Below are 23,260 nucleotides of genomic sequence, written 5' to 3'. Positions count from 1 at the left end.
GAATTGGGGCGACCGAGCGGGATAGGAGCAGCCTGAATGGGCGGCATTTTACAGACTCTCAAGAGCCTGGGGCCGACACGTCTGATGGCGTTGTCGGGCGTGGGCCTATTGTTGATTGTGTTTTTTGCGTTTCTGATTCTGCGTGTTTCCGCGCCGAATATGGAACTGCTCTATCGTGACCTGTCCCCTGCCGATGCCGGGCAGATCGTGGATCGCCTGGAAACCCAACAGATCGACTATCAATTGCTTAAAGGGGGTACCGAAATTCTGGTGCCCGCCGACCAGGTCAACCGGATGCGCATTTCGATGGCCGAAGCAGGCCTGCCCTCGGGTGGGTCGGTCGGCTACGAAATTTTCGACAAGCAGGACGGCATGGGCTCGACCAGTTTCGAGCAGAACATCAACCATGTTCGCGCGCTCGAAGGTGAACTGGCACGGACCATTGCCTCGATCCAGGCGGTGAAACAGGCCCGTGTCCACCTGGTTTTACCCAAACGCCAGATGTTTTCACGCGAAACCCAGGAACCAAGTGCCTCGATCGCGCTGCAATTGCAGGGCAAGGAACTGGATGCCGAACAGATTGCCGCCATCCAGCATCTGGTGGCGGCCGCCGTGCCGCAACTGGTGCCCAGCAAGGTTTCCATCATTGATGAACGCGGGCATTTGCTGGCGCGGGGCGATGGTGAACAGCAAACTGCCACCTTCCTGACCCAGACCGCCAATGAAATGCGCGTGCGCAACGAAACGCGCCTGCGCAACACCATCGAAGACCTGCTGTCGCGCTCGCTGGGATATGACCAGGTACGTGCCGAAGTTTCTGTCGATATGAATTTCGACAAGATCACGACCAACAACGAACGCTTCAACCCCGATGAACAGGTTGTGCGTTCGAGCCAGACTGTGGATCAATCCTCGACCAACACCGAAACTGATGGTTCCGACCCTGTCACATTGCAAAACAACCTGCCCGACCCCAATCTGGGCAACAACAATGCGGGCAGCAACAGCCAGGAAACCCGGTCGGAAGAAACGGTCAATTACGAAATTTCCAAAACCACGACCACAAGTATCAAGGAAATTGGCGAAGTTTCACGTGTGACCGTCGCGGTACTGGTAGACGGAACCTATACCACCAACGAAAATGGCGAGAAGGTTTATCAGGAACGCTCCAAGCAGGACCTGGACAAGATTGCCGCCCTGGTGCGCAGTGCAATTGGCTATGATCCCAACCGGGGCGACCAGGTTGAAGTGATCAATATGAAATTTGCCGATACATCCGACATGTTCAGCGATGCGCCGGTTGATACCTTCCTGGGGCTCGACAAAACCGAAGTTTACCGCATTGCTGAAATGCTGGTGCTGGCGATTGTCGCCATCCTGGTCATCCTGCTGGTGGTCCGTCCGCTACTGACCCGTGCCTTTGAAACCCTGCCCAGCGCCGCCGACATGGCGCAGCGGCAGCTTCTGTCCGAAGATGGCAGCATGATGACCGAGGGCGGACAGCCCGCCCTGGCGGGCCCGGCCCCCGTCCCGGGGGCAAGCATGAATGACGAGCATGAAGAGCTGATCAATATTTCGCAGGTTGAAGGCCGGGTGAAGGCATCGTCTGTCAAAAAGATTGGCGAAATTGTCGACAAACACCCGGAAGAGGCCCTGGCGATCATTCGCAACTGGCTTTATCAGGAAAACTGATCGCCAATGGTGTGATGTTGCCTGTTTGATACTTTCCTGATCCGGGGTTACGACCCCGGACTAACACCCGACAGATTGCCGATATCATATGACTGCGATCGAAAAATTCAAATTTACCCTGAACTTTGACGACGCCGATACCGTCATCCGGCCGGCCGGCGCGCAGGAAGAACATTATTCGCTAAAACGCAAATCAAAAAAGAAGACTGCGGAAGAAGAGGCCCCGCCGCCCCCACCCGCCATTTACACCGAAGAGCAAATGCAAACCATGCTGCGCGACACCGAAACCCGCGCGCGTGAAGAAGCCTTTGCCCAGGGCCATCAGGAAGGCCTGACCCAGGGACGCGAGGAAATTCTGTCATCGCTGGAAAAGGCAGTTTCCGATACCGCCGCACAAATCGCCGCCTGGATGAACCATATTGACGAATTGCAAAAGCGGGCTCACGCCAGCACCGCCGAGGATGCCATTCACGTCACCCAGGCGATTGTCAAAAAACTGTTGCCGGTCTGGATGAGTGAAAATTCAACCGCCGAGATTGAACAAATCATTCGTCAATCGCTATCAAACCTGTTTGATGCGCCCAAAGTCTTGATCCAGGTTCACCCCGAAATTGCCGATAGCTTGCAGGACCGCGTTGCCGAAATTGCACGAAGCCGGGGTTTTTCCGGGCAGGCCGTGGTTGTAGGCGAAGCCAGCATTGCCAAAGGGGATTGCCGGGTATCCTGGGGCGATGGTACTGCCGTGCGCGACCAGGCCCGCACATGGGGCGAGATCAATGCCATTATCGAAAAGGCGATTGCCGCCCACCGCGAAGCCCATGACCTGCTCGACCAAAACCCGATGGCCGACCCGGCCCTGCAGGAAAGCCGCCTGCCCGACGAGGACATAAATACAGGTATGCACGAAACGACGGCAGACCATGCTGAGGCTGAGGCAACCCCGGCAAATCATGCCCCATCGCCAGTCCCCGAACAGGCCCCGACCCAAACGGCAAAGCAGCCTGCCCCCAACGATAGCACAGCCGAAAATGCCACGACTGACGCCGCATCGTCGCCGTCAGCCGAACTGTCGGAGCCTTCAGCCCGCCCTGACAGCACAGCATCGCAGGGCACCGGGCCTGCCTCGCGAAACGATGAAAGCCCCGCTAAAAAACCGCAAACCGATCACAATAGTTGAGCTGCCTAAATCAATGACTTTGGCACAATAAAACAATAGATTGCATCACAGCGGTGATGAAAGCGACAATACAGGTTCGCCAGGCGCAATCCACCTGATACAAGCAGGAGAACAAAATGGCAGATGATGACGATCTTGAACTGTCCGAACTCGATGATGACGATATCGAGCTGGAAGGCGAAGGAACCGAATTGCTGGCCGGACTCGATACCAGTGGCGAGGGGATGAAAACCTCCAAGGACCTGGAAGCGGTATATGATATTCCCGTCCAGGTCTCGGCGGTGCTGGGAAAAGCCACCATGCAGGTCAGCCAGTTGCTGAAATTGGGCCGTGGTGCTGTCGTGGAGCTTGACCGCAAAGTTGGGGAAGCTATTGATATATATGTCAACAACCGCCTGGTCGCGCGTGGCGAAGTGGTTGTTGTCGAAGACCGTCTGGGTGTCACCATGACGGAAATCATTAAATCGGAACGAAACTAGGCTGGTCAGAAGGATAGCTGGGAATGGCGGACGGGGGGACGAAGACGACGTTCGACATCGCAACGGTGGTCGGGCTTATCGTCGGGTTTGCGCTGGTGATAGCTGCAGTTGTGCTGGGCGGATCGCCGGGCGCATTTATTGACGTACCGTCAATCCTGATCGTCATCGGGGGGACTGCCGCGATTACAGCGGTGTGTTTTTCCCTGGGCGAGTTTCTGGGCATTGGCCGGGTACTGGCACGGACGATTTTTCATCCGTCGCGCAACCCGTCCGATGCGGCGCTGCAAATTTTGCAATTGGCCGAAATTGCCCGGAAAGGCGGTGTTTTGTCGCTGCAGGGCCACCTTGATAGCCTGTTAAGCGAGGAATATCTGTGGAAGGGCCTGTCGCTGGTGGTGGATGGCACCCCGCCCGAAGAAGTTGAAGGCATCATGCGCAAAGATATGAATGCCACGATTTCGCGCCACCACAAGGGGGCCAGCATCCTTAAGAAGGCCGGTGACATTGCCCCGGCAATGGGCCTGATCGGAACGCTTATTGGTCTGGTGCAGATGCTGGGCAATCTTGATGACCCGTCATCAATTGGCCCGTCAATGGCAGTCGCCCTGCTGACAACATTTTATGGCGCAGTCCTGTCCAACATGGTGTTCATGCCGCTGGCAGCCAAGCTGGAACGCAACTCGCAGGAAGAAGAACTGTTAAATTCGGTTTATATGGTGGGCGCGGTTTCCATTGGCCGGCAGGAAAACCCCCGTCGCCTGGAAATGTTGCTGAATTCCATTTTGCCGCCGGCAAAACGGGTCAGTTATTTTGATTGATCTTCTGTTGCCATTTTTTAGTGATAAATCAATGGTATTACAGCACAGACACACAAAAAGCGGATCAGAAAGAGATTAGGCAATGCAGGTATTGATCGTTGGTGGACTGGGCGGCCAGATTGGCGCAGCCAGCAAGATCGCGATGGCCCGGGGTGCCACGGTACAATTGGCCGAAAGCGTCACCACGGCGTTAAACATCCTGCGCGCGGGCAAGCGGATTGATCTGGTGATGGCCGACATCGCCCTGGATGTTGGCGCCCTGATTACCGCCCTGTCGGCCGAACGCATCAGCGTGCCGGTGGTCGCCTGCGGTGTGGGCAATGACATTAACGGCGCGGTCAATGCGATTAAGGCCGGGGCGCAGGAATATATCCCGCTGCCACCCGAAGCCGCCCTGATTGCCGCCATTTTTGAAGCCGTTACCGAAGAAAGCCATGCTCTGATCCATCGTGACCCGCGCATGACCGAAACCCTGCGCCTGGCCGAACAGGTATCACGCAGCAACGCATCCATCCTGATCACGGGTGAAAGCGGCACCGGCAAGGAAATTCTCAGCCGGTTTGTCCACCGTAAATCAAACCGGGCCGATAAACCCTTTGTCGCCGTAAACTGTGCGGCCATTCCGGATAATTTGCTGGAATCCGAGCTTTTCGGCCATGAAAAGGGCGCCTTTACCGGTGCCCAGGCCCGCCGGATTGGTAAATTTGAAGAGGCCAATGGCGGCACCCTTTTGCTTGATGAAATCAGCGAAATGGATGTGCGCTTACAGGCCAAGCTGTTGCGCGTGATTCAGGAACGCGAAATTGACCGGCTGGGCGGCAGCAAACCGGTCAAGGTAGATGTGCGTATTCTGGCAACCTCCAACCGCGATCTAGAATCCTATGTCCAGCAGGGCCATTTCCGCGAGGACCTTTATTTCCGGCTGAATGTCGTCAATCTTGATATTCCGTCATTGCGCGAACGGCCCGGTGATATTCCGGTTCTGGCCGAATTTTTTGTCCGAAAATATTCCGAAGCCAACGACATGCCGATCCGTCCGATCAGCCCGCTGGCGATTGAAAGACTGATGGGGCATTACTGGCGCGGCAATGTGCGCGAACTGGAAAACACCATGCACCGCGCGGTGCTGATTGCCGGGCCCGATGAAATTGGCCCCGAGGCCATTTTTCTGACCGGCGGCGCACCGGCCGCTGCAACCGCACAACAGCCTGCACCGGCGCCAGCAAACGCGGCCTCAAACCCCGCCCCGAACCCTACGACCCAAGGCGGCGGTGATCCACGCGATATTGCGCGCAGCAATGCCGCCGCTGCGGCCTATAACCCGGCTTATGTCAACCAGGCCTATCGTAATTCGGGGGCAGCCAGCGGGGCATATAACCAGCCCCCCCAACCGGCCCCAACCGGCCAAAACGGATATACCGCCCCCCAGCCAACCCCAGCCAGCCCGTCACACCCGGCAGAGGAAAACGGGGCCAATGCGATGGCCGAGCCAACAGAAACGGATCATGACGCGGTCATTTCCGAGAATGGATCCATCACGGCGGCCCTGGTCGGGCGCACGGTGGCGGATGTCGAACGGGAACTGATTATCGATACCCTGAAACATTGTTTTGGCAATCGCACGCACGCTGCCAATATATTGGGTATATCGATCCGTACCTTGCGTAACAAACTGCGCCAATATACCGACGAGGGTGTTGATATTCCGCTTCCGGGGAATGGATAACCCGACAGGGCACAGCACACCTTGCAAGGCACACTCAAAGCTGTGAAAGATCGTTGTCTTAAAACAATGACACAGCGGGAAATCGCCCCTAAAAGACAGGCAAAATGCCAGACGGGCAATAGGCAGGAAACCGATTAACAGACATGGCAGATGGTCGCCAAATAACCCCTTCGGGGTCGGGAAATTCCGGCGGTTCAGGCGGCGGCCGCGACTTTATGGCCAATATGCAGGGACGCCTGCGTTCCGCCATGCGGCGTGGCGACATTGCAATGGCGCTGGGCTTCGTCCTGATCCTCGTGATCATGATGTTCCCGCTGCCAACCTGGCTTCTCGATATGTTTCTGGCGGTTTCGATCAGTTTTTCCATTCTAATCCTGATGACGGCATTGTTCATTCAAAAGCCGCTGGAATTTAACTCTTTTCCGACCATTCTGCTGGTTGCGACATCGCTCCGACTGGCGCTCAACATTGCCACAACACGGCTTATTCTGGGCCACGGCCATGAAGGACCACAGGCGGCAGGTCATGTTATTCAGGCCTTTGGCAGCTTTTTGGTCAGCGGCAATTTCGTTATCGGGATCATTGTTTTTGCCATCCTTGTCATCATCAACTTTGTGGTGATCACCAAGGGTTCGGGCCGTATTGCCGAAGTTGCGGCACGTTTTACCCTTGATGCCATGCCCGGCAAGCAAATGGCCGTGGATGCCGATTTGTCATCGGGCCTGATCAATGAAGAACAGGCCAAGGCGCGGCGTAAGGAACTGGAAGAAGAAAGCGCCTTTTTCGGGGCGATGGATGGTGCCTCGAAATTCGTACGCGGCGATGCCGTTGCCGGCATTCTGATTACCTTTATCAACGTGATTGGCGGCATCATCATCGGCACCGCGCAAATGGGCCTGTCGCTCAATGAGGCGACTGAAACCTACACCATTCTGACGGTGGGCGACGGCCTGGTATCGCAAATTCCCGCCCTGATCGTATCAACCGCAGCAGGCCTTCTTGTCACCAAAGGTGGCATGGAAGGGGCAACGGAAAAGGCCGTTTTCGGCCAGGTATCGAACTATCCTGCCGCCCTTGGCATTGGCGCTGCGATGATGGGGGGCATGTCGCTTCTGCCCGGTATCCCCATGATCTGGTTTATGGGGGCAGCGATTGGAATGGGCTATCTGGCGTGGTATTTGGGCAAAAAGCAAAATGCCGCCAAAGAAGAAGCCTCCCGCATGGAAAATGATGCCGCCGCCGAGGCCGCCGCCCCCCCCGCCGAAGAACCCATCGCCAATGCCCTGCGCATGGATTATGTCCGCCTGGAGCTGGGATATGGCCTGTTATCGCTGATCAGCACTGAACGCGGCCAGAAACTGACCGATCAGATCAAGGCGCTGCGCCGCCAGATGGCGGCTGATATGGGCTTTGTCATGCCCAGTGTGCGTATTCAGGACAATATGCAGCTTCCGGCCAATACTTATGTGGTGCGGGTCAAGGAAATCGAGGCCGGGCGCGGCGATTTGCGCCCCAATATGCTGCTGGTGATGGACCCGCGCGGCGAGGAAATTACCCTTGCGGGTGAAAAAACCATCGAGCCGACCTTTAACCTGCCGGCCATGTGGGTGGAACAGGGCATGAAGGAAGAAGCCATGTTCCGGGGCTATACGGTCGTGGACCCGCAAACCGTGATCACAACGCATTTGACCGAAGTGGTCAAGGACCATATGCCCGAATTGCTGTCTTATGCGGAAACGCAAAAGCTGCTGGACGAACTCGAAGACGACCAGAAAAAACTGGTCGAGGATATTATCCCCGGCCAGATTTCAGTCGGCGGTGTCCAGCGCGTCTTGCAATCCCTGCTGACCGAACGCATTTCCATTCGTGACCTGCCGACCATTCTGGAAGGGATTGGCGAGGCCACGGCCTTTACCCGCAACCCGACCTTCATGACCGAACATGTCCGTACCCGTTTGGCACGGCAATTGTCGGACACCAATTCAAATGCCGACGGGGTTATTCCGCTGGTAACATTATCGCCGGAATGGGAACAGATTTTTGCCGAAAGCCTGGTCGGCAATGGCGAGGAAAAACAGCTTTCCATGCCGCCCAGTCAGCTTCAGGAATTTATCAACAAGGTGCGCAGTACCTTTGAACGATTGGGCATGATGGGGGAATCCCCCGTGCTGCTGACCAGCCCGGGCATTCGTCCCTATGTCCGATCAATTGTGGAACGTTTCCGCCCGGCAACCGTGGTGATGTCGCAAAACGAAATTCACCCCAAGGCCCAATTAAAAACAATGGGGCAGATCTGATGACACGGCACAAAGAGGCGTGCCATGCGTCTTAAAACCTTTACCGCCCCAACCATGAGTGCCGCAATGGCGCTGGTTAAGGAACATATGGGGCCAAATGCCATTATTGTTTCGACCCAGGACATTGCCGGGTCGGGCGTGCGCCTGACGGCCGCCAGCGACAGCGATGCCGATTTTGACATCGTCCCTGGTCGGGGCCGGGATGAAGGTTTTGATGCCCCCCGACTTGAAGAGCTGATCGAGGAGGCAGATGCCGCCCTTGTTCGCCATTCCATGCCCGAAAGGCTGCGCCTGCGACTGTGTGATGCAATGGGCCGCGAACGCAACCCCGGCAATGTGCAGCAATTACTAGCCAGTGCGCTCGACGAGATTTTTGAATTTACCCCGCTGCCTGAAAAAAGCAGCCCGCGCGCCATTGCCTTTGTCGGCCCGCCCGGTGCCGGTAAAACCCTGTGTGTTGCCAAGGCCGCCGCGCGTGCCGTGATGAAAAAACGCCGGGTCGCCGTGCTTACCAGCGATACCAAACGGGCGGGCGGCGTCGAGCAATTGCGGGCCTTTACCAATATTCTGAAAATTCCGCTGGGCATTATCAAATCGCCCGAGGACCTGCGCGACAAATTTGAAGCTGCGCGGGAGGCTGATCTGGTTTTTGTGGATACCGCAAATTGCAATCCCTATCAGCCGGGCGAACTTGCCGCGATGGGGGAATTTTTGCAATCCGTGCCCAGCGAACCGATCCTGGTTTGCCCCGCCGGTGTAGATGCTGAAGAAACAGGGGATATCGCCAATGCCTTTGCCGAATGTGGGGCAACCCGTATGCTCATAACGCGCCTGGATGTTGCATCCCGACTGGGAGGGGCGTTATATGGTGCGAACAAGGGTAATCTTTCACTTTGCAATGTTAGCATGACCGCACAGGTTGCCGACGGATTAACCGCCCTGAGCCCGGTCGCATTGGCAAAATTGCTGATCCCAGCCAGACACAACCACAAGAAAACGAGTTTCGCCGAGGTCATGAAATGACAGCCAGAACGGATGCCACCCCCAAACCGGCAGCACGCCCCAAGGGACGCAATGTCATTGCCGTTGCCTCGGGCAAAGGCGGCGTTGGCAAAACATGGTTTGCCATTTCGCTGTGCCATGCCCTTGCCCTGCATGAATTAAAAGCATTGTTATTTGATGGCGATCTGGGCCTTGCCAATATCGACATTCAATTGGGCCTGATGCCCAAGCATGACCTGGGCAGCGTTATTGCTGGCCGCCTTGCGCTGCGCGATGCGATTACCGAATTTGAAGATGGCGGGTTTGATATTGTGGCAGGGCGCAGTGGCTCGGGCACGCTTGCCAATCTGTCTACCGCCCGCTTGCAGGCCCTGTCCGACGACTTGCTGCAAACCGGCAAATCCTATGACAAGGTTTTGATCGACCTTGGCGCCGGGGTGGACCAGGGTGTGCAGCAAATGACAAGCCTTGCCAATACCGTGATCGTGCTGACCAATGGCGACCCCACAGCCTTGACCGACGCCTATGCCTTTATCAAGGTAACGCATATGGCACGGCCCAAAACCGACATTCGGGTGGTGGTGAATCTGGCAAAGGATAAAAAGGAAGGCGAAGCCATTTATGGTAAGCTGTTAAAAGCCTGCGAGGGTTTCCTTAAAATCTCGCCGCCGCTTTTGGGGGTTATCCGTGCGGACAGCAAGGTTTCGGAATGTATCCGCAACCAGACGCCGCTATTAACCCGGCACCCCAATTCCAATGCCGCCCAGGATATCGAGGCAATTGCAACAAGGCTGCTCGAAGGATAGTCCAATATGGCCGCAAACAGCCCAACCGTTCCGTCCGTTTCAGGTGCCAATGGCGTTGGTGCCGGAAATGTCGGTGCAGGCGGGGGCAGTGGTGCGGCCACAGCGATTGTGCAAAACCCGCCGGCCGCATTGGCAAAGCTGCCGGTTGACAGCCTGATACAGGCCAGTTTGCAGGCCAAAACCGGCACCGAAGTGACCCTGCAAACGGGTGCGGGCGATGTCACGGTTAAACTGCCACGCGCCCTGCCGGGCAACCTCAATGATCTGGTATGGGTACGCATCATGCCGCAAACCGGGACCGATGGCGCAAGCGGCCTGCGCTTGCAGGTCCTGCCGCAAACGATCCCCGGTGCAAGTGGCGCAGGTAGCACAGGTGGCGCGGCTGGCGGGACTGGTGCGGGTGCAACCGCCGCCACACTTAGCAATCCGTCAAGCATCATACCGGGGCAAAGCTTTACCGGTATCACCACCAGTGCCCTTTCTTTACCCGGTGGCGGCAGCCTGCCCGCTGGAAGCCAGGTCCAAATGATGTTTGTCAGCCCGGGTGCCGCCGCGCCCGCCAAGGCCGCCGGTTTAATGGCAGCCGCCCAGGGTGCGGGCATGACCGGGGCAACGTCACAGGCCAGCCTTGCCACCGCTGGGGGCACAGGCGGCATAACCGGCAATATGCCCGGTGCCTCCACTGCCACGCAAGGTGTGATCGGCAATACGGCAAATTCTGCCGCTGGAAATGCTGGTTTGTTGGCGACCAACGGGGTGAAACCCGCTGGCCCCATGATGCTGACCGGCACGGTATTGCCCCCCGGCAGCCCGGAGGCCCGCCTGCTGCCCGATGGCTTTACCGCCCTTCGCACTAACGCAGGGATCATCGGTGTGCGCCTGCCGGTTCCCGCCCCTGTGGGCGCAACACTTTCATTTGCGATTGATGGCAACAACCTTGCCTCGGCCCGCCTGCCCCAGCCGATAATGACCGAAGCCGAATTGATGGCCCGGGGCCAGGCCGCCAGCCTGAGCCAAAACTGGGACAGCCTGCAACGCGCCCTTGCCGCCCTGGCCCAAAGCGACCCGCAAGCCGCCCAGGCATTGTTAAATCAAATTCCGGCCGCAGGCCCGCGCCTGACCACCACCATGATGTTTTTCTTTACCGCGATTGTGGGCGCGGGAGGATCAGCCAAAAGCTGGCTGGGGGACCGCACCATTGGCGCGCTGGACGGGCGTGATGGCAGGGATAATGCACTGGGCAAAAAGCTTGATAAGGATTTTAACACCCTGCGCGGCATGGCAAGCGAACCCCGCGCCGATGGCTGGCGCGTAACGGCCATGCCCTTTCACATGGGCGAGCGCATCGAACAAATGCAGCTTGCCTGGCGACAGGGCCAAAACGAGGATGACGAAAACCGCGACAATAAATCCAGCGATCCCGGCACACGGTTTTTGCTCGACCTGTCCTTTACCCGGTTGGGTCATACCCAGCTTGACGGGCTGATCCGCAAGGAAAGCCAGAAATTTGACCTCATCGTGCGCACGGAAAACGTTCTTGAAGGGCCGCAACGCGACGATATTCGCGCGATTTTCAATCAGGCCCTGACGATTTCCAAACTGGGAGGTAGTGTGAATTTCCAAAATGGCACCCGCTTTGTCGAGGTCAGCCAGGAACCGGCAAAACCGGGCCCGCACAAACGCGGGCTGGAGGCATAACGGGTTCTTTTCGCGGGGCTGGCAATCAAACCAAAGCAGCATTATGCTGCATAATTCACATCCCCACCGGAAACAGGCCCATGCTAGAAATTTTTGAACGTCGCAACCTGATCGAAACCGAAGCCAACCCCGGCAGCCAATTCGATTATGTCGTGACATTGCAAAGCGAATTGCGCGGGGCCCAAAACGTTTTCCCCGCCCGCCTGAGCCTGCGCTATGTGCCCGACCGGCTGATCCTGAAACCGGGCTGCCTTGCCACCTATTTCCAGGAAATCGAAACAATTGAATTTGTTAATCTGGAACAGGCCGCCGTGCTGTTGATGGAAGATTTCAACAACGAACTGGTACCCCGCTGGATCAATATGCGGCTGGATAAACACACCGCCGATAACGGCACGGTACAACATCACGAAGCCACACTGGAAGACCGCCAGCCGCGCTGGAATAATGCCCGACTGATTGAACGGCTGGAGCGGTACTGATCATCTTACCGGAACGGCTGGCCGTGAATCCAGATCGAGAGCGAAAACCGCGTGCCTGCCACCGTTGGTGCGACCCGGTGTAAAACGAAACTGGGAAACAAAATGGCGGTGCCGCGTGTCATCGGCGCATCAATCACATGCCCGGCGGGGTTAAGCTGTAACTGTCCCCCTTCATAATCGGCCGGGTCCGAAAGCTGAATCACCATTGTCAGCTTGCGTCGGCGCGCTACATCCGACGCACCAATATCGCTATGCCAGTCATAATGGCCGCGCTGGTCGCCTTCGTAACGGGCGATCTGGGCATTTTCGGCAAAATCGGTCAGGCCAAAATCAAAACATTCCCGGTTGGCCGTTGCCACCAGATCAATGATCCGGCGCATCACCTCGGGTTCCTGGTCCTCGTTAAACCAGCCGATCTGGCTTCTGCGAATATGGCTGGCCGATTGCCCCTGCACCAACCCGCCTTCATCAAGGCTATCATTGAAATTGGCAATCAACCGGTCACAGGTTGCCACGTCCAGTGCATCCGGCACGATCAGGGACATTTCATCGGGAAACATTTCGCCCATACTCCAAAACGCGCCCTATTGGCACATGCGCCCATCTATACCGCTTTTTCCCTGCTGCCTAGCGGAAAATAGCAACTGTGCTGCGTTTTTATCCGCACCAAAATCACCCCTGCGATATCAGGCCAATAGGGCATATTTTAGACCTGTGCGATCTTTATCTGGCCTCCCTTTCACGCCCTGATCACGCGCGATAATCCGTTAACGTAATCTCGGGCCCGCCGGTGGCATTCGCATCCTCCGGGTCATGCGTGACCATCAGGGTGGGCAATTGCTGCTGGCGGGCCTGATCAAACACAAATTCGCGAAACTGGCTGCGCAATTTGGCATCCAGGCGCGAGAACGGCTCGTCTAACAACAGGGCCGACGGGGCGGATAATAAAACCCGCATCACCGCCACCCGTGCCCGCTGCCCGCCCGACAATGTTGCCGGGTCGCGGTCGGCAAACCCGGCCAGCCCTGCAATTTCCAGGGCCTGGTCAATTTTATCACGCCGCGGGCCGCGCCCGCGAATATCGGCAGGCAGGGCAAAGGCCAGATTGCCCCCAACCGATAAATGCGGAAACAGCAAATCATCCTGAAACAAAATACCCACATGCCGGTCCTGTGGCGGCAGGGTGCCAATTTCCCGCCCCTTCAGCCACACCCGCCCCTGGCAGGTAAAACCGGGGGCCAGCGTGCCGCAAATATAACCCAGCAAGGATGATTTCCCCGCCCCGCTGGGGCCCATCAGGGTGACGATTTCACCCGGTGCTACCGTCAGGTCCAGGTCACATAACACCTGCCCTTTCAGCGAGATTTTCACACCCTCCAGGACAAGCCCATTTTGGCGGCTGGCTGTTTCCGGGCTGCTCATATTTTTAAAAATCCTTTTGCCTTACAGACCATCGCGCATGCCCCGCCGCTTTCGAAAACAAATGGCAGGCACCAGCATTGCCAACCCAAAACCGGCAAACGGCAACAATGCCTGCAACAGGCCATAAATGCCAATCATGCGCCGATCATTTCCCGCCGCCAGCGCCACCGCATCGGTGGTAATGGTGGCAAAGCGCCCCGCGCCAATTAACAAAGTTGGCAAATATTGCCCGATGCTGACCGCAAAGCCCACGGCAAGAGCGGTTAAAACCGGACGGGTCAGAAGGGGTAAAATCACCTGCCAGAACACCCGGTTGGGATGGGCACCAAGGCACAACGAAGTGTGCCGGTATCGCTCATCCAGGCTGCGAAACGGGTCGGCCAGCGACAAAAACATGTAAGGCAGCACAAAAACCAGATGCGCCATTACCACCGAAATGAATGTCCGTTCGAGGCCAAGATAGCCAAAAAACACCTGTAACCCAAACATGAAGCTGATTTGCGGCATCAATAACGGCAAGTAAATCAGCCACATCGCCCCACGACCAGGCTGGGCCAGTTGGCGGCCTTCGCGTTCCAGACAGGCAATGACAAGGACGATGCCTATCATGATCGCCGCCCCGCCAATCAGCACACTGTTGCCCAGTGATCCGGCAAAGGCGGCCACCTCGCGCAGCCATAACTTTAGGGTAAACTGACCCGGCAATAAATCAGGATAGCGCCAAAACCCGGCAATACTCCAAACCGCCAAGGCCGCAATACCCGCGAGGATCAGGCCCGCCGCGAGAATGGAAACCACCGCGACCGTTAGACGCACCACGCCATCCCGGCGGTACCGCCCCCCGCCCTCGGCCCAGCGGCGTCCGCAAGAACCGGCAATTTTCTCGCCCGCCATCCACAGCATAATCTGCCCCCCCACCAGCGCCAATTGCAACAAGGATGCCGCCGAAGCCATAAAGCGCATCGACAGGTCCGGGTCAGACAGCCAGTGTAAAATACGCACCGCCAGCGGGGCCGGGGTGGTGGGTCCCAAAATCATGGCGACATCAACGACCGAGGCCGAATAGGCCAGCACGGCAAATAAAGGCAGACGGATTTGCGGGTAAATGCGCGGCAACACGGTTTTAAGCCACCCCGCCACCCGGCCATATCCCAGACTTAGGGCAACCTGCTGGCTTTGCCCGGCATTGGCCTGTTGCAGGGCCCCTAACGTCATTAAAAACAGAAACGGTATTTCCTTAATCACCAGCCCCGCCACCAGCGCCAGACCCCCGCCATCCTGCAAGGTAACAATATCGGGCGGCTGGTCCCACCCCGCCAGCGGTGCAAACAGCCGCACAATCCAGCCCGCAGGGGCGATTAAAAATGCCAGACCAAAGGCCGCCGCCGCATGGGGTATGGACAAAATCGGTGATAAAACCCGCTGGATAGCGCTAAACACCCGCGTGCCCTGCCAGGCGGCACAAAACAGCATTACCACCACAAAGGAAATCAGGGTTGCCAGCAGGCCCGTAACGGCAGAAAGACGCAGCGAAATGACCAACCCCGGCTGGGCTGCCAGTTCACGCCAGGCCGCCAGCGACCATTCCCCACCGCCCAGGGCAGGCAAATAGCCAAAGGCAGGCAATAATGTGCCCGATAATCCGGCCAATACCGGCCCGACCATTAAAATAACGGTGAGAACAGGCGCAAAACGTAACAAATTCGGCGTGTTTCCCGGTTAAAATGGTGTGGCGACACTTATTGCGCCACACCATAGCGTTTTTGCCATTCGCTTTCGACCAGTTCCATCCAGCTTGGATGCGGTTCGGGCAATACATTGCCCATTTCGGCGGGCGACAGGGTGGCAACACCCAAATCCAGCGCATCAAACGCCTTGCGGTCTGCGGCCGGGATTTTATCCATATCCAGCACGGTAAAACTGCCCCAGATTTCCGGGTTCTGTTTGCGCAACTGGGCCTGTGGCGACATCAAAAAATCGGCCAGCACCACCGCCCCGGCCTTGGCCGAGGCATTAAATGGAATGGCAACAAAGTTGGTATTGCCCAGCGTTCCGCCCTTAAAAACAAAACTGCGGACCGTATCGGGCAATTCAAAATTGGCAATCGCGGCGGAAACCTCGGCTGCACTAAAGGAAAACCCGATATCAATTTCATTATCGGCCATCATCGCGCGTAGTGCCGCACCATTGGCCGGGTAAGCCTTGCCTTCACGCCACAAAACCGGTTGCAGCTTGGCAAGATAGGTCCAAAGCGGGGCCAGCACCTTTTGCGCATCGGCCTGATCAGCCGGTTTTTGCAACACCGCCGGGTCGGCCACCAGTTCGCTCAGGACCTGTTTTAAAAAGGATGACCCCATATAATCAGGCGGCTGCGGATAGGTAAACCGGCCCGGATGGTTTTGCAGCCAGGCCAGAAGTTCCTTGGCACTTTGGGGCGGTGTTTTCACCCGTGCCGTATCATAAAAAAAACTGAGTTGCGCCATGCCCCACGGCGCTTCAAGCCCGTCGGTCGGCACGGTAAAGTCATTTACTGTGGTTGGTTTGCCGGTCACATCGACATATTTGAAATTGGGGGTTTGTTCCACCCACGGGCCAAACAGCAAATCATTGCGTTTCATCGCGGCAAAGTTTTCGCCGTTAATCCAGATCATATCCACCGCACCGCCATCGGTTTTACCGGCAGCCTTTTCGGAAACGACCTTGGAAACGGCATTGGCGGTATCGGCCAGTTTGACCTGTTTGACCGTCACACCATAACGTTCCTGCACCTGCCCGCCCGCCCAGGCAATATAATCATTAATGCGCGGCTCCCCACCCCAGGCATACCAGTAAACCGTTTGCCCGTTTGCCTGTTTCACAACCGCATCCCAATTGTTCATATCGGGTGCCGGGTCCGCCCGCGCCACAAGGGACGCCAGGCTAACACCTGCCCCCAACAGAGTTGCCACCATCAGACGGGTGAATGTTTTTGCCATGCCTGTTTCCTCCCCTAAACCGCGGATCGTCGTAAAACCCGCCGCGGCCCCATTTCCATGCGGAATAACATATTTTTACGACCGTTATCACCCTGTAAACCCTAGGCCTTCGCCCCATTAAATCAATTCACGCTTGCGTTAGAACCGCGTCAGACACATCTTGATCTGCGCCTGCCGCACGGCAACAACACGGGAACGGGTAGATAAATGTTTGACTGGATCGCTGATCCCCACATGTGGATCGGTCTTGCCACCCTGACGGCACTTGAGATTGTTCTGGGGATCGACAATATCGTTTTTCTGTCGGTCATTGTTGCCAAACTTCCGAAAAACCAGCAAAAAGCCGCCCGCCGCATCGGCCTGATCGGGGCGATGCTGATGCGGTTGTTGTTGCTTGCAAGCATCGCCTGGGTGATGGAACTGACAACACCCCTATTTGAAATATTTGACCGCAGCATTAGCGGACGCGACATGATTCTGATTGTCGGCGGACTATTTTTGATTGCCAAGGCGTCGATGGAAATTCACCACACCATCGACGAACCCGACGAACATGACGTCAAACCCGTGGCAGGTTTTATCGGCACGATCATTCAGATCATGCTGCTTGATATTATCTTCTCACTTGATTCGGTTATTACCGCCGTCGGCTTGGTGGATCATCTCACCGTCATGATGCTGGCGGTGATCATCTCGGTCGGTGTCATGCTGCTGGCCGCCCGCATGATTGGGGAATTTGTCGAAAAACATCCCTCGATCAAGATGCTGGCCCTGTCTTTTTTAATATTGGTGGGCTTTGTGTTGCTGCTCGACGGTGTGCAAATTCATATTCCGAAGGGCTATATCTATTTTGCCATGGCGTTCAGCCTGTCGGTCGAAACGCTTAACCTGCTTAACCGTCAGCGCAAACAGAAAAAACGGGCGCAAAATCAAGGCAATGCCGCGCCATAACCGGCCTTGTTCATGTGATGCCGCCGGACTGCTGCAATCGCGCAGCTGGCGGCATCCTGAAAACTACCAGACCCAGAACATCAAAACCCAGGCGTAAACTGGCGCTGCCAACCCCAGGGCAAACAATGCCGATGCCGCAACCTTTTGGGCAATCCCCCCATCCCTGTGCCACAAAATGGCGGCACCCAGCCATAACGACCACAGCGTTGCCCCAACCAGCAGGGCCAGGCGGGCCATAGGCACCCAACCCAGGGCAAAGCCATCAGCGCGTAGCAATGTCACCGTTTGTGCCGACAGCCCCAAAATAACCCCGCACGCGGCAAGCGGAATCAAAGCATGGGATAAATGATAAAAGGATGGCCTGCCCCCCCGCCCCATCGCCACACAGGCCAGTTTCAGAGGAATGGCAATTAACACCGAAAGAACAAGAGCCGTTGTGGCGATATAGCCCAGCAATACCACCCCATCCAGCACGGTTAAAACATCATTCTGGGCGGCATAATTGGTCAGAATCCACCACGGCAGTGTCGCCTGCAATGGCCAGATGATGTTGTGATTGACCAGCGCCATTGCCAGCATTTGCTTGATGGCGACAAACCACGGGCTGGCGCTCCATTCAAAGGCCCCGATGGCAACGCCCATCAGGCCGGTAATAATAAGCAGGCTGTCCCATTTGGTGGCCGTGCGACCCGACAGGTTGACAATCTCGTCATTCGGTTGGCGGGCCTGCAAAGCCACCGCATCATGAAAGCCACTGCAGCGGCCACACATATGGCAGGGCGACGGACTTTCCATATTTTTCACTGGCACCAGTGGCGCACAGTTAAACCGGTGTTCATGGCTGTGGGTGGCGGCGTTCATGTCCCATTTTGCCCGGTCCACGCCATAACGCATCGGTGCCAGCTTTGCGAGCAGGCCAAAAACCCCGTTCACCGGGCACAAATAACGGCACCAAACCCGTTTATTACGCCCGTATAGATAGCCCACAATAACCGCCCCCACGGTGGACCCGCCCAGCACCAGCAATACCGGGGCCGGATACTGATAAACGCTGGTCATTTGCCCATAAACCGTGGTCAGCACAAAAGCGACAAACGGCCAGCCCGGCCATTTTATCCACCGGGGAATGGCCCGCCCGCGCCCGTGGCGGCTGGCAAATTCGGTTAACGCACCTTCGGGGCATAACAGCCCGCACCATAACCGCCCGAACAGCAACATGGACACCAGCACACCGGGCCACCAAATGCCCCAAAACACAAACTGGGCAAAAACGGTGATATTGTTCCAGATATGCGCAGCCAGGCCCGGCAGGGGCATGACAACAGGTACAATCAGCAGGAACGCATAAATGCCAACCACCGCCCATTGCAAACGCCGGACAAAAACCTGATGGCGACGCAACCACATGCCAAACGCCAAAAGCCGCCCGGTGGGGGCGGCAACAGAACCATCTGCCGTTTTTGTGAATATCGTCATGTCTTAAAGGCCGCTTCACAATTACCGGGCACGCCAAAACGTGCCGCTATCGTCATTTCGCCACGATAACCCCATTGGCCGAAGGCTGGTCCATATGGAATTCATCATAAAATTTATATGTGCCCGCCGAGATATTGCGAATAACCACAAAGGACTTGACCCCAGGGGCCAAAACCTTTTCACGACGCAGGCTTAAACTTTCAAATTCCGCCGGGCTGCGGCCGGAATTTGTCACCACAATTTTAAAGGTACTGCCTGCGGGAACCTCGATCCGGTTTGGCGTAATCACGCCATCCCTGATGTCCATAGTGAAGACCTGCATCTCGTCGGCCTGCGCATTTGATGCGACACCCACCATGCCCGCCCCGGCCAGTATCAGGACCAAAAGCGCAAAAACAGCCTGTTTCCCGTGTTCGATCATGCCTGCTTCCCTGATTGCCAAATATGCGGAAAAAGCTGGCGCATCTGATATACGCCAGCTTTACGAACCTGTTAGTAACCGCCCTTTTTGCCAATACCGGCAAAGACAAATTCATAGTCCTTTTTGAACGGCTTGAACCACGGCGCAACGCCGGTTTCCTTGTCAATGTGCCGCCCAAATTTCGAGTCAGCCGACGGCGGTGCAACATCGAGCGTCAGCCGGTATTTGCCCGGCCCCATCAATTTGACATTGTCGCCATAATGCGGCCCATCATTGGCAACCATCGGCATCAGCATGCCAGATTCCGTTTTGCCATCATCAAGTCTGGTCAGGGTATAGCCGACCTGCAGGTATGGCGCCCATTCGCCTTCGGCCAGGCCGTTTTTATTATCAGCAAGAGCGTGAATATCAGCCTCAAGATGCACATCGGATTTATCCGCCGGGCGCATGATACCCTTGGGTTCCATCGTAATCGGCTGCAAATAAACGGCCGCCACTTCCAAACCGCCCCCTTCTTGGGGTTTCCCAATCGGATATTCCAGGGCCTGGGCAGGCAGGGACATCAAAAAGGCAGACACACCTAGACCGGCAGCACCAATCCTGGCAATCCAGGGGGCTTTGAATTTCATAACGCACATTCCTTCATACGATGAAGCCAAATGCCAACAGGCAATCAGCCCCAGACCGAGGGTGATAACGACGTGTTACAAATTTTGAAATGGGGGCAGAAAAGGAAGGATTTTGGAAACAACGCCCCCAAAGAACATGAGAAGTATTATCATTATCACACCTTGAAGGCCAGAATAATCGCAAGAAAATAAGAATAACCGGCAAAACCAGCCAGAAAATACCGCCCTTTTCAATCGGCAAGAAAATCAGAATTATCCCAAAGCGCGGGTTAATTGACATGCCTGGAATGACTTCAGGTTTATCGTCCCGTCTGCCATCATAGAGTCGCCCGGGGTAAAACGGCGTGTATTGATCGACTGTGTCTTAAGGCGCACAACCAAGAAAGTCTTGAAAAGCGGGCCTTTTTAACCTTAGCGTAACCCGATAAACATCAGGCGAGGCCCCAAAGCGCCGCCTTTACATTCCCATATCAAAACACAGCGAACCCGTGATGAAAAAAATAACGCCGCCTGCACGCCTTGCTGCCGCCTTTGAAAATGCCGGTTTGACCGATATTGATGTTTTGGAATTTCCTGCTGGCACCCGTTCTGCCGCCGATGCGGCAGCAGCTGTTGGCAGCGACATAAGCGATATTGGCAAATCGCTGGTGTTTCAGGCCAAAAACAGTCAGGAACCGATCCTGATTATTATGAATGGCGCCGACCGGGTCTGTGAAAAAAAGGTCAAGGCCATTATTGGCGAGCCAATTGGCAAGGCCGATGCCGCCCAGGTTCGCACCCATACCGGCTATGCCATTGGCGGCGTGCCGCCCTTTGGCCATGCCAATACCCTGCGCACGCTGATTGATGAAAAACTGTTGGCAAAACCGTCCATCTGGCTGGCCGCAGGCACACCCAGCAGCGTTTTCCAGCTTACCCCGGACCAGCTTTGCCACATTACCGGCATTACCACCGGCCATGATCTGGCGCTTGAAAGCAAATAAACAACACCACTGCCCACTCTGCGCCTTATTACACCTGCCCCTACCCCAAGAAGGACAGCTATTACATCAGCCCGTCCTTGCGGGTCGCGGCACGGGCACCAATTTCATCCAGGGTTTCCTGCTCCTTGCGCTCTTCCTCGGCGCGCAAGGCGGCAATCCGGTTGCGTTCGGAAATTTCGGCGGTTTTCATATCCTTGAAGGCCTGGGCAACCTGATCGCGAAAGGCATCAATTTTGTCTTCCTGCGCCTTGATCTGCTGTTCCAGTGCCTCGCGCTCCCGGATAATCGCACTGGCAAAATTGCCATAGGCAAAACCGGCAGTTTGCGGGTTTTCTGCTGCCACCTTTTGCTCGGCCTTCACGGCACGCTCCAGTTCCTGGCGCTCTTGTTTCAAATGCTCCGCCACGCGCAGCATTTCGCCCAATTCACGCTGTTTTTCATCCAGCGCCCATTTACGCACCCGCACCAGCGCCTTAAAATCCTTGGCCATTTCCCGGCCTTTCTCCTTGCCGCACAATTGTGCCCTAACCCGGTATCAACCGGGTAAAAACAGCCCGATTTAAGAATCTTCCCTGCCTTATCCGCCCAACGCCCGTTTGGCAGCATTAAGGTCGGTTTGATGCTGGCCGGACTGGCTGTTAATCCCGCCTGCCGGACGATAACCCTGCCCGCCAGTATTGCCCGCAACCTGGGCATTGCCATCTTCAACCGGGGCCATATCCAGCCTGCGGGCCAAATCGGCATAACCATCGGCCAGGCGGGTGCATTCATTTTTGCGCTGGCTTAAAAATTCCTCGATCAACGGGAAATAATGGATGGCTTCATCCACCTTCGGGTCCGTCCCCCGGCGATAGGCCCCCAGGCGGATCAGTTCAGCCATATCATCGTAGGTTGCCAGCAATTGCCGGGCGCGGCGCACAATCTGATTTTCATATTCATTGTTGCAGCCCGGCATGGTGCGCGACACGCTGCGCAAAATATTGATCGCCGGATACCGCCCCTGTTCGGCAATAGAGCGGTCCAGCACCACATGCCCATCTAAAATACCACGCACGGCATCGGAAATCGGTTCGTTATGGTCATCGCCATCCACCAGCACGGTAAACAGCCCGGTGATCGATCCCTGCCCCGGCCCGCCGGGCCCCGCCCGTTCGAGCAAACGGGGCAGTTCGGCAAAAACGGTGGGGGTATAGCCCTTGGATGCCGGAGGTTCCCCGACAGAAAGGCTGATTTCACGCTGTGCCATGGCAAAACGAGTGACGGAATCCATCATGCACAGCACATCCCGGCCCCGGTCGCGGAAAAATTCCGAAACCGCCATTGTCATATAGGCGGCCTGGCGGCGCATCAGGGGTGGTTCGTCCGATGTTGCCACCACCACGACGGAGCGACGCAGCCCCTCTTCGCCCAAATCATCCTCGATAAATTCACGCGCTTCGCGGCCACGTTCCCCGATCAGCCCCACGACGGAAACATCGGATGTGGTATGGCGCGTCATCATCGACAGGATACTGGATTTACCAACACCGGAGCCGGCGAAAATGCCCATACGCTGGCCACGGCAACAGGTCAGAAACGTATTCATCGCCCGCACCCCCAAATCCAGCTTGCCTGAAACCCGCTGGCGGGTATGGGCCGAGGGCGGGGTACGGCGAATAGGGTACGGCGCATTGCCCTGCGGCAACGGGCCTTTGCCATCAACCGGTTCGCCAAAGGCATTGATCACGCGCCCCAGCCAGCCTTCATCGGGGTAAATTTGCGGCTGGGTGTCGGCCAGTTCCACCTCGCAGCCAATGCCGATCCCGTCCAGTGCGCCAAACGGCATTAACAGGGCCCGTTCGCTGCGAAAGCCGACAACTTCGCAAATCACCGCTTCGCCATCGCGTTTCACCACCTTGCAGCGATCCCCAATCGAGAGCGCCCCTTCAACACCGCCAATTTCAACCAGCAGGCCCAAAACCGCCGTTACCCGGCCAACGACCCAGTAATCGGGAACACGGCGAAGGTCGGCGATGATATTTTTGCCAATCTGAAACATGGGGGCCTTTTATTTAAAGTCGTCGTGAAGGGTGTCGGGCGTTTGGAAAACGCGACGCGGGGTGGAAAATGCCGCGTACTGTTCCTAATATAAGGGGAGATACGATTTTTTACAAAGCCAGTAAGCCAATACAGCCGTATTGCCGCCAAAGTTTTGGCCTAGGCAAGACAACCTAACACTCTGTTAAA

21 protein-coding genes are annotated in these 23,260 nt (G+C 56.4%); 12 read left to right on the top strand and 9 right to left on the bottom strand.

The window, feature by feature from the left end:
* The first annotated feature begins 36 nt into the window (after positions 1–36).
* The 10 genes from fliF to LF95_RS02580 all read left to right on the top strand — a co-directional run bounded on the left by fliF (position 37) and on the right by LF95_RS02580 (position 12,177).
* A complete protein-coding gene (fliF, locus tag LF95_RS02625; RefSeq protein WP_073953554.1) occupies positions 37–1,692 on the top strand; it encodes a flagellar basal-body MS-ring/collar protein FliF in 1,656 nt (551 codons plus the stop codon).
* Between the two features lie 88 nt (positions 1,693–1,780).
* Complete coding sequence (locus LF95_RS02620; protein ID WP_073953553.1) at positions 1,781–2,869, top strand: FliH/SctL family protein; 1,089 nt, start codon at positions 1,781–1,783, stop codon at positions 2,867–2,869.
* Between the two features lie 224 nt (positions 2,870–3,093).
* Complete coding sequence (fliN, locus tag LF95_RS02615; protein WP_371440813.1) at positions 3,094–3,348, top strand: flagellar motor switch protein FliN; 255 nt, start codon at positions 3,094–3,096, stop codon at positions 3,346–3,348.
* A 23-nt stretch (positions 3,349–3,371) separates the two neighbouring features.
* Positions 3,372–4,166, top strand: coding sequence for a motility protein A (locus tag LF95_RS02610; protein WP_073953551.1), 795 nt, complete (start codon positions 3,372–3,374; stop codon positions 4,164–4,166).
* Positions 4,167–4,248: 82 nt separating this feature from the next.
* Complete coding sequence (locus LF95_RS02605; RefSeq protein ID WP_073953550.1) at positions 4,249–5,892, top strand: sigma-54-dependent transcriptional regulator; 1,644 nt, start codon at positions 4,249–4,251, stop codon at positions 5,890–5,892.
* Positions 5,893–6,035: 143 nt separating this feature from the next.
* Complete coding sequence (gene flhA, locus LF95_RS02600) at positions 6,036–8,189, top strand: flagellar biosynthesis protein FlhA (RefSeq protein ID WP_073953549.1); 2,154 nt, start codon at positions 6,036–6,038, stop codon at positions 8,187–8,189.
* A gap of 24 nt (positions 8,190–8,213) precedes the next feature.
* A complete protein-coding gene (locus tag LF95_RS02595) occupies positions 8,214–9,212 on the top strand; it encodes a flagellar biosynthesis protein FlhF (protein WP_073953548.1) in 999 nt (332 codons plus the stop codon).
* Entirely contained in the window at positions 9,209–9,997 is a 789-nt protein-coding gene (locus tag LF95_RS02590; protein ID WP_073953547.1) for a MinD/ParA family protein, read from the top strand. The genes LF95_RS02595 and LF95_RS02590 overlap by 4 nt, the downstream gene beginning before the upstream one ends.
* A 6-nt stretch (positions 9,998–10,003) precedes the next feature.
* Positions 10,004–11,695 (top strand): hypothetical protein, encoded by a 1,692-nt coding sequence (locus tag LF95_RS02585; RefSeq protein WP_073953546.1) that lies wholly within the window; start codon positions 10,004–10,006, stop codon positions 11,693–11,695.
* Between the two features lie 80 nt (positions 11,696–11,775).
* Entirely contained in the window at positions 11,776–12,177 is a 402-nt protein-coding gene (locus LF95_RS02580; RefSeq protein ID WP_073953545.1) for a hypothetical protein, read from the top strand.
* 5 nt (positions 12,178–12,182) lie between these two features.
* On the opposite strand, the gene LF95_RS02575 is transcribed toward LF95_RS02580, so the two are convergent.
* From LF95_RS02575 to LF95_RS02560, 4 genes are all read right to left on the bottom strand, one after another.
* The gene (locus tag LF95_RS02575) at positions 12,183–12,746 is read right to left on the bottom strand and encodes a 2OG-Fe(II) oxygenase (RefSeq protein WP_252509631.1); all 564 of its coding nucleotides are present in this window, start codon (positions 12,744–12,746) and stop codon (positions 12,183–12,185) included.
* Between the two features lie 181 nt (positions 12,747–12,927).
* Positions 12,928–13,599 carry an ATP-binding cassette domain-containing protein gene (locus tag LF95_RS02570; protein ID WP_073953544.1) on the bottom strand — a complete coding sequence of 224 codons (672 nt, stop codon included), beginning with the start codon at positions 13,597–13,599 and terminating at the stop codon, positions 12,928–12,930.
* Between the two features lie 21 nt (positions 13,600–13,620).
* Complete coding sequence (locus LF95_RS02565; RefSeq protein WP_073953543.1) at positions 13,621–15,300, bottom strand: ABC transporter permease; 1,680 nt, start codon at positions 15,298–15,300, stop codon at positions 13,621–13,623.
* Between the two features lie 38 nt (positions 15,301–15,338).
* Positions 15,339–16,574 carry an ABC transporter substrate-binding protein gene (locus LF95_RS02560; protein WP_073953542.1) on the bottom strand — a complete coding sequence of 412 codons (1,236 nt, stop codon included), beginning with the start codon at positions 16,572–16,574 and terminating at the stop codon, positions 15,339–15,341.
* 207 nt (positions 16,575–16,781) lie between these two features.
* Between LF95_RS02560 and LF95_RS02555 the strand changes: the two genes are divergently transcribed.
* On the top strand, positions 16,782–17,525 hold the full coding sequence (locus LF95_RS02555) for a TerC family protein (RefSeq protein ID WP_073953541.1): 744 nt from the start codon (positions 16,782–16,784) through the stop codon (positions 17,523–17,525).
* 63 nt (positions 17,526–17,588) lie between these two features.
* Here the strand turns inward: LF95_RS02555 and LF95_RS02550 are convergent, their stop codons facing one another.
* The 3 genes from LF95_RS02550 to LF95_RS02540 all read right to left on the bottom strand — a co-directional run bounded on the left by LF95_RS02550 (position 17,589) and on the right by LF95_RS02540 (position 20,051).
* On the bottom strand, positions 17,589–19,001 hold the full coding sequence (locus LF95_RS02550; protein ID WP_083607472.1) for a 4Fe-4S binding protein: 1,413 nt from the start codon (positions 18,999–19,001) through the stop codon (positions 17,589–17,591).
* A gap of 52 nt (positions 19,002–19,053) precedes the next feature.
* Positions 19,054–19,422, bottom strand: a complete 369-nt coding sequence (locus LF95_RS02545) for a cupredoxin domain-containing protein (RefSeq protein WP_073953540.1) — start codon at positions 19,420–19,422, stop codon at positions 19,054–19,056.
* A gap of 71 nt (positions 19,423–19,493) precedes the next feature.
* Positions 19,494–20,051, bottom strand: coding sequence for an iron transporter (locus tag LF95_RS02540; protein WP_073953539.1), 558 nt, complete (start codon positions 20,049–20,051; stop codon positions 19,494–19,496).
* Between the two features lie 491 nt (positions 20,052–20,542).
* On the opposite strand from LF95_RS02540, the gene LF95_RS02535 reads away from it, so the two are divergent.
* Entirely contained in the window at positions 20,543–21,034 is a 492-nt protein-coding gene (locus LF95_RS02535; RefSeq protein WP_073953538.1) for a YbaK/EbsC family protein, read from the top strand.
* Positions 21,035–21,095: 61 nt separating this feature from the next.
* On the opposite strand, the gene LF95_RS02530 is transcribed toward LF95_RS02535, so the two are convergent.
* Entirely contained in the window at positions 21,096–21,524 is a 429-nt protein-coding gene (locus LF95_RS02530) for a flagellar FliJ family protein (protein WP_073953537.1), read from the bottom strand.
* Positions 21,525–21,611: 87 nt separating this feature from the next.
* Positions 21,612–23,072, bottom strand: a complete 1,461-nt coding sequence (gene fliI / locus LF95_RS02525; protein ID WP_073953536.1) for a flagellar protein export ATPase FliI — start codon at positions 23,070–23,072, stop codon at positions 21,612–21,614.
* Positions 23,073–23,260 lie beyond the last annotated feature (188 nt).

Source organism: Thalassospira sp. TSL5-1, assembly GCF_001907695.1.
Lineage (GTDB): Bacteria > Pseudomonadota > Alphaproteobacteria > Rhodospirillales > Thalassospiraceae > Thalassospira.
Note: the sequence above shows the minus strand (reverse complement) of the source record. Positions and strands in the feature narration are given on the sequence as shown.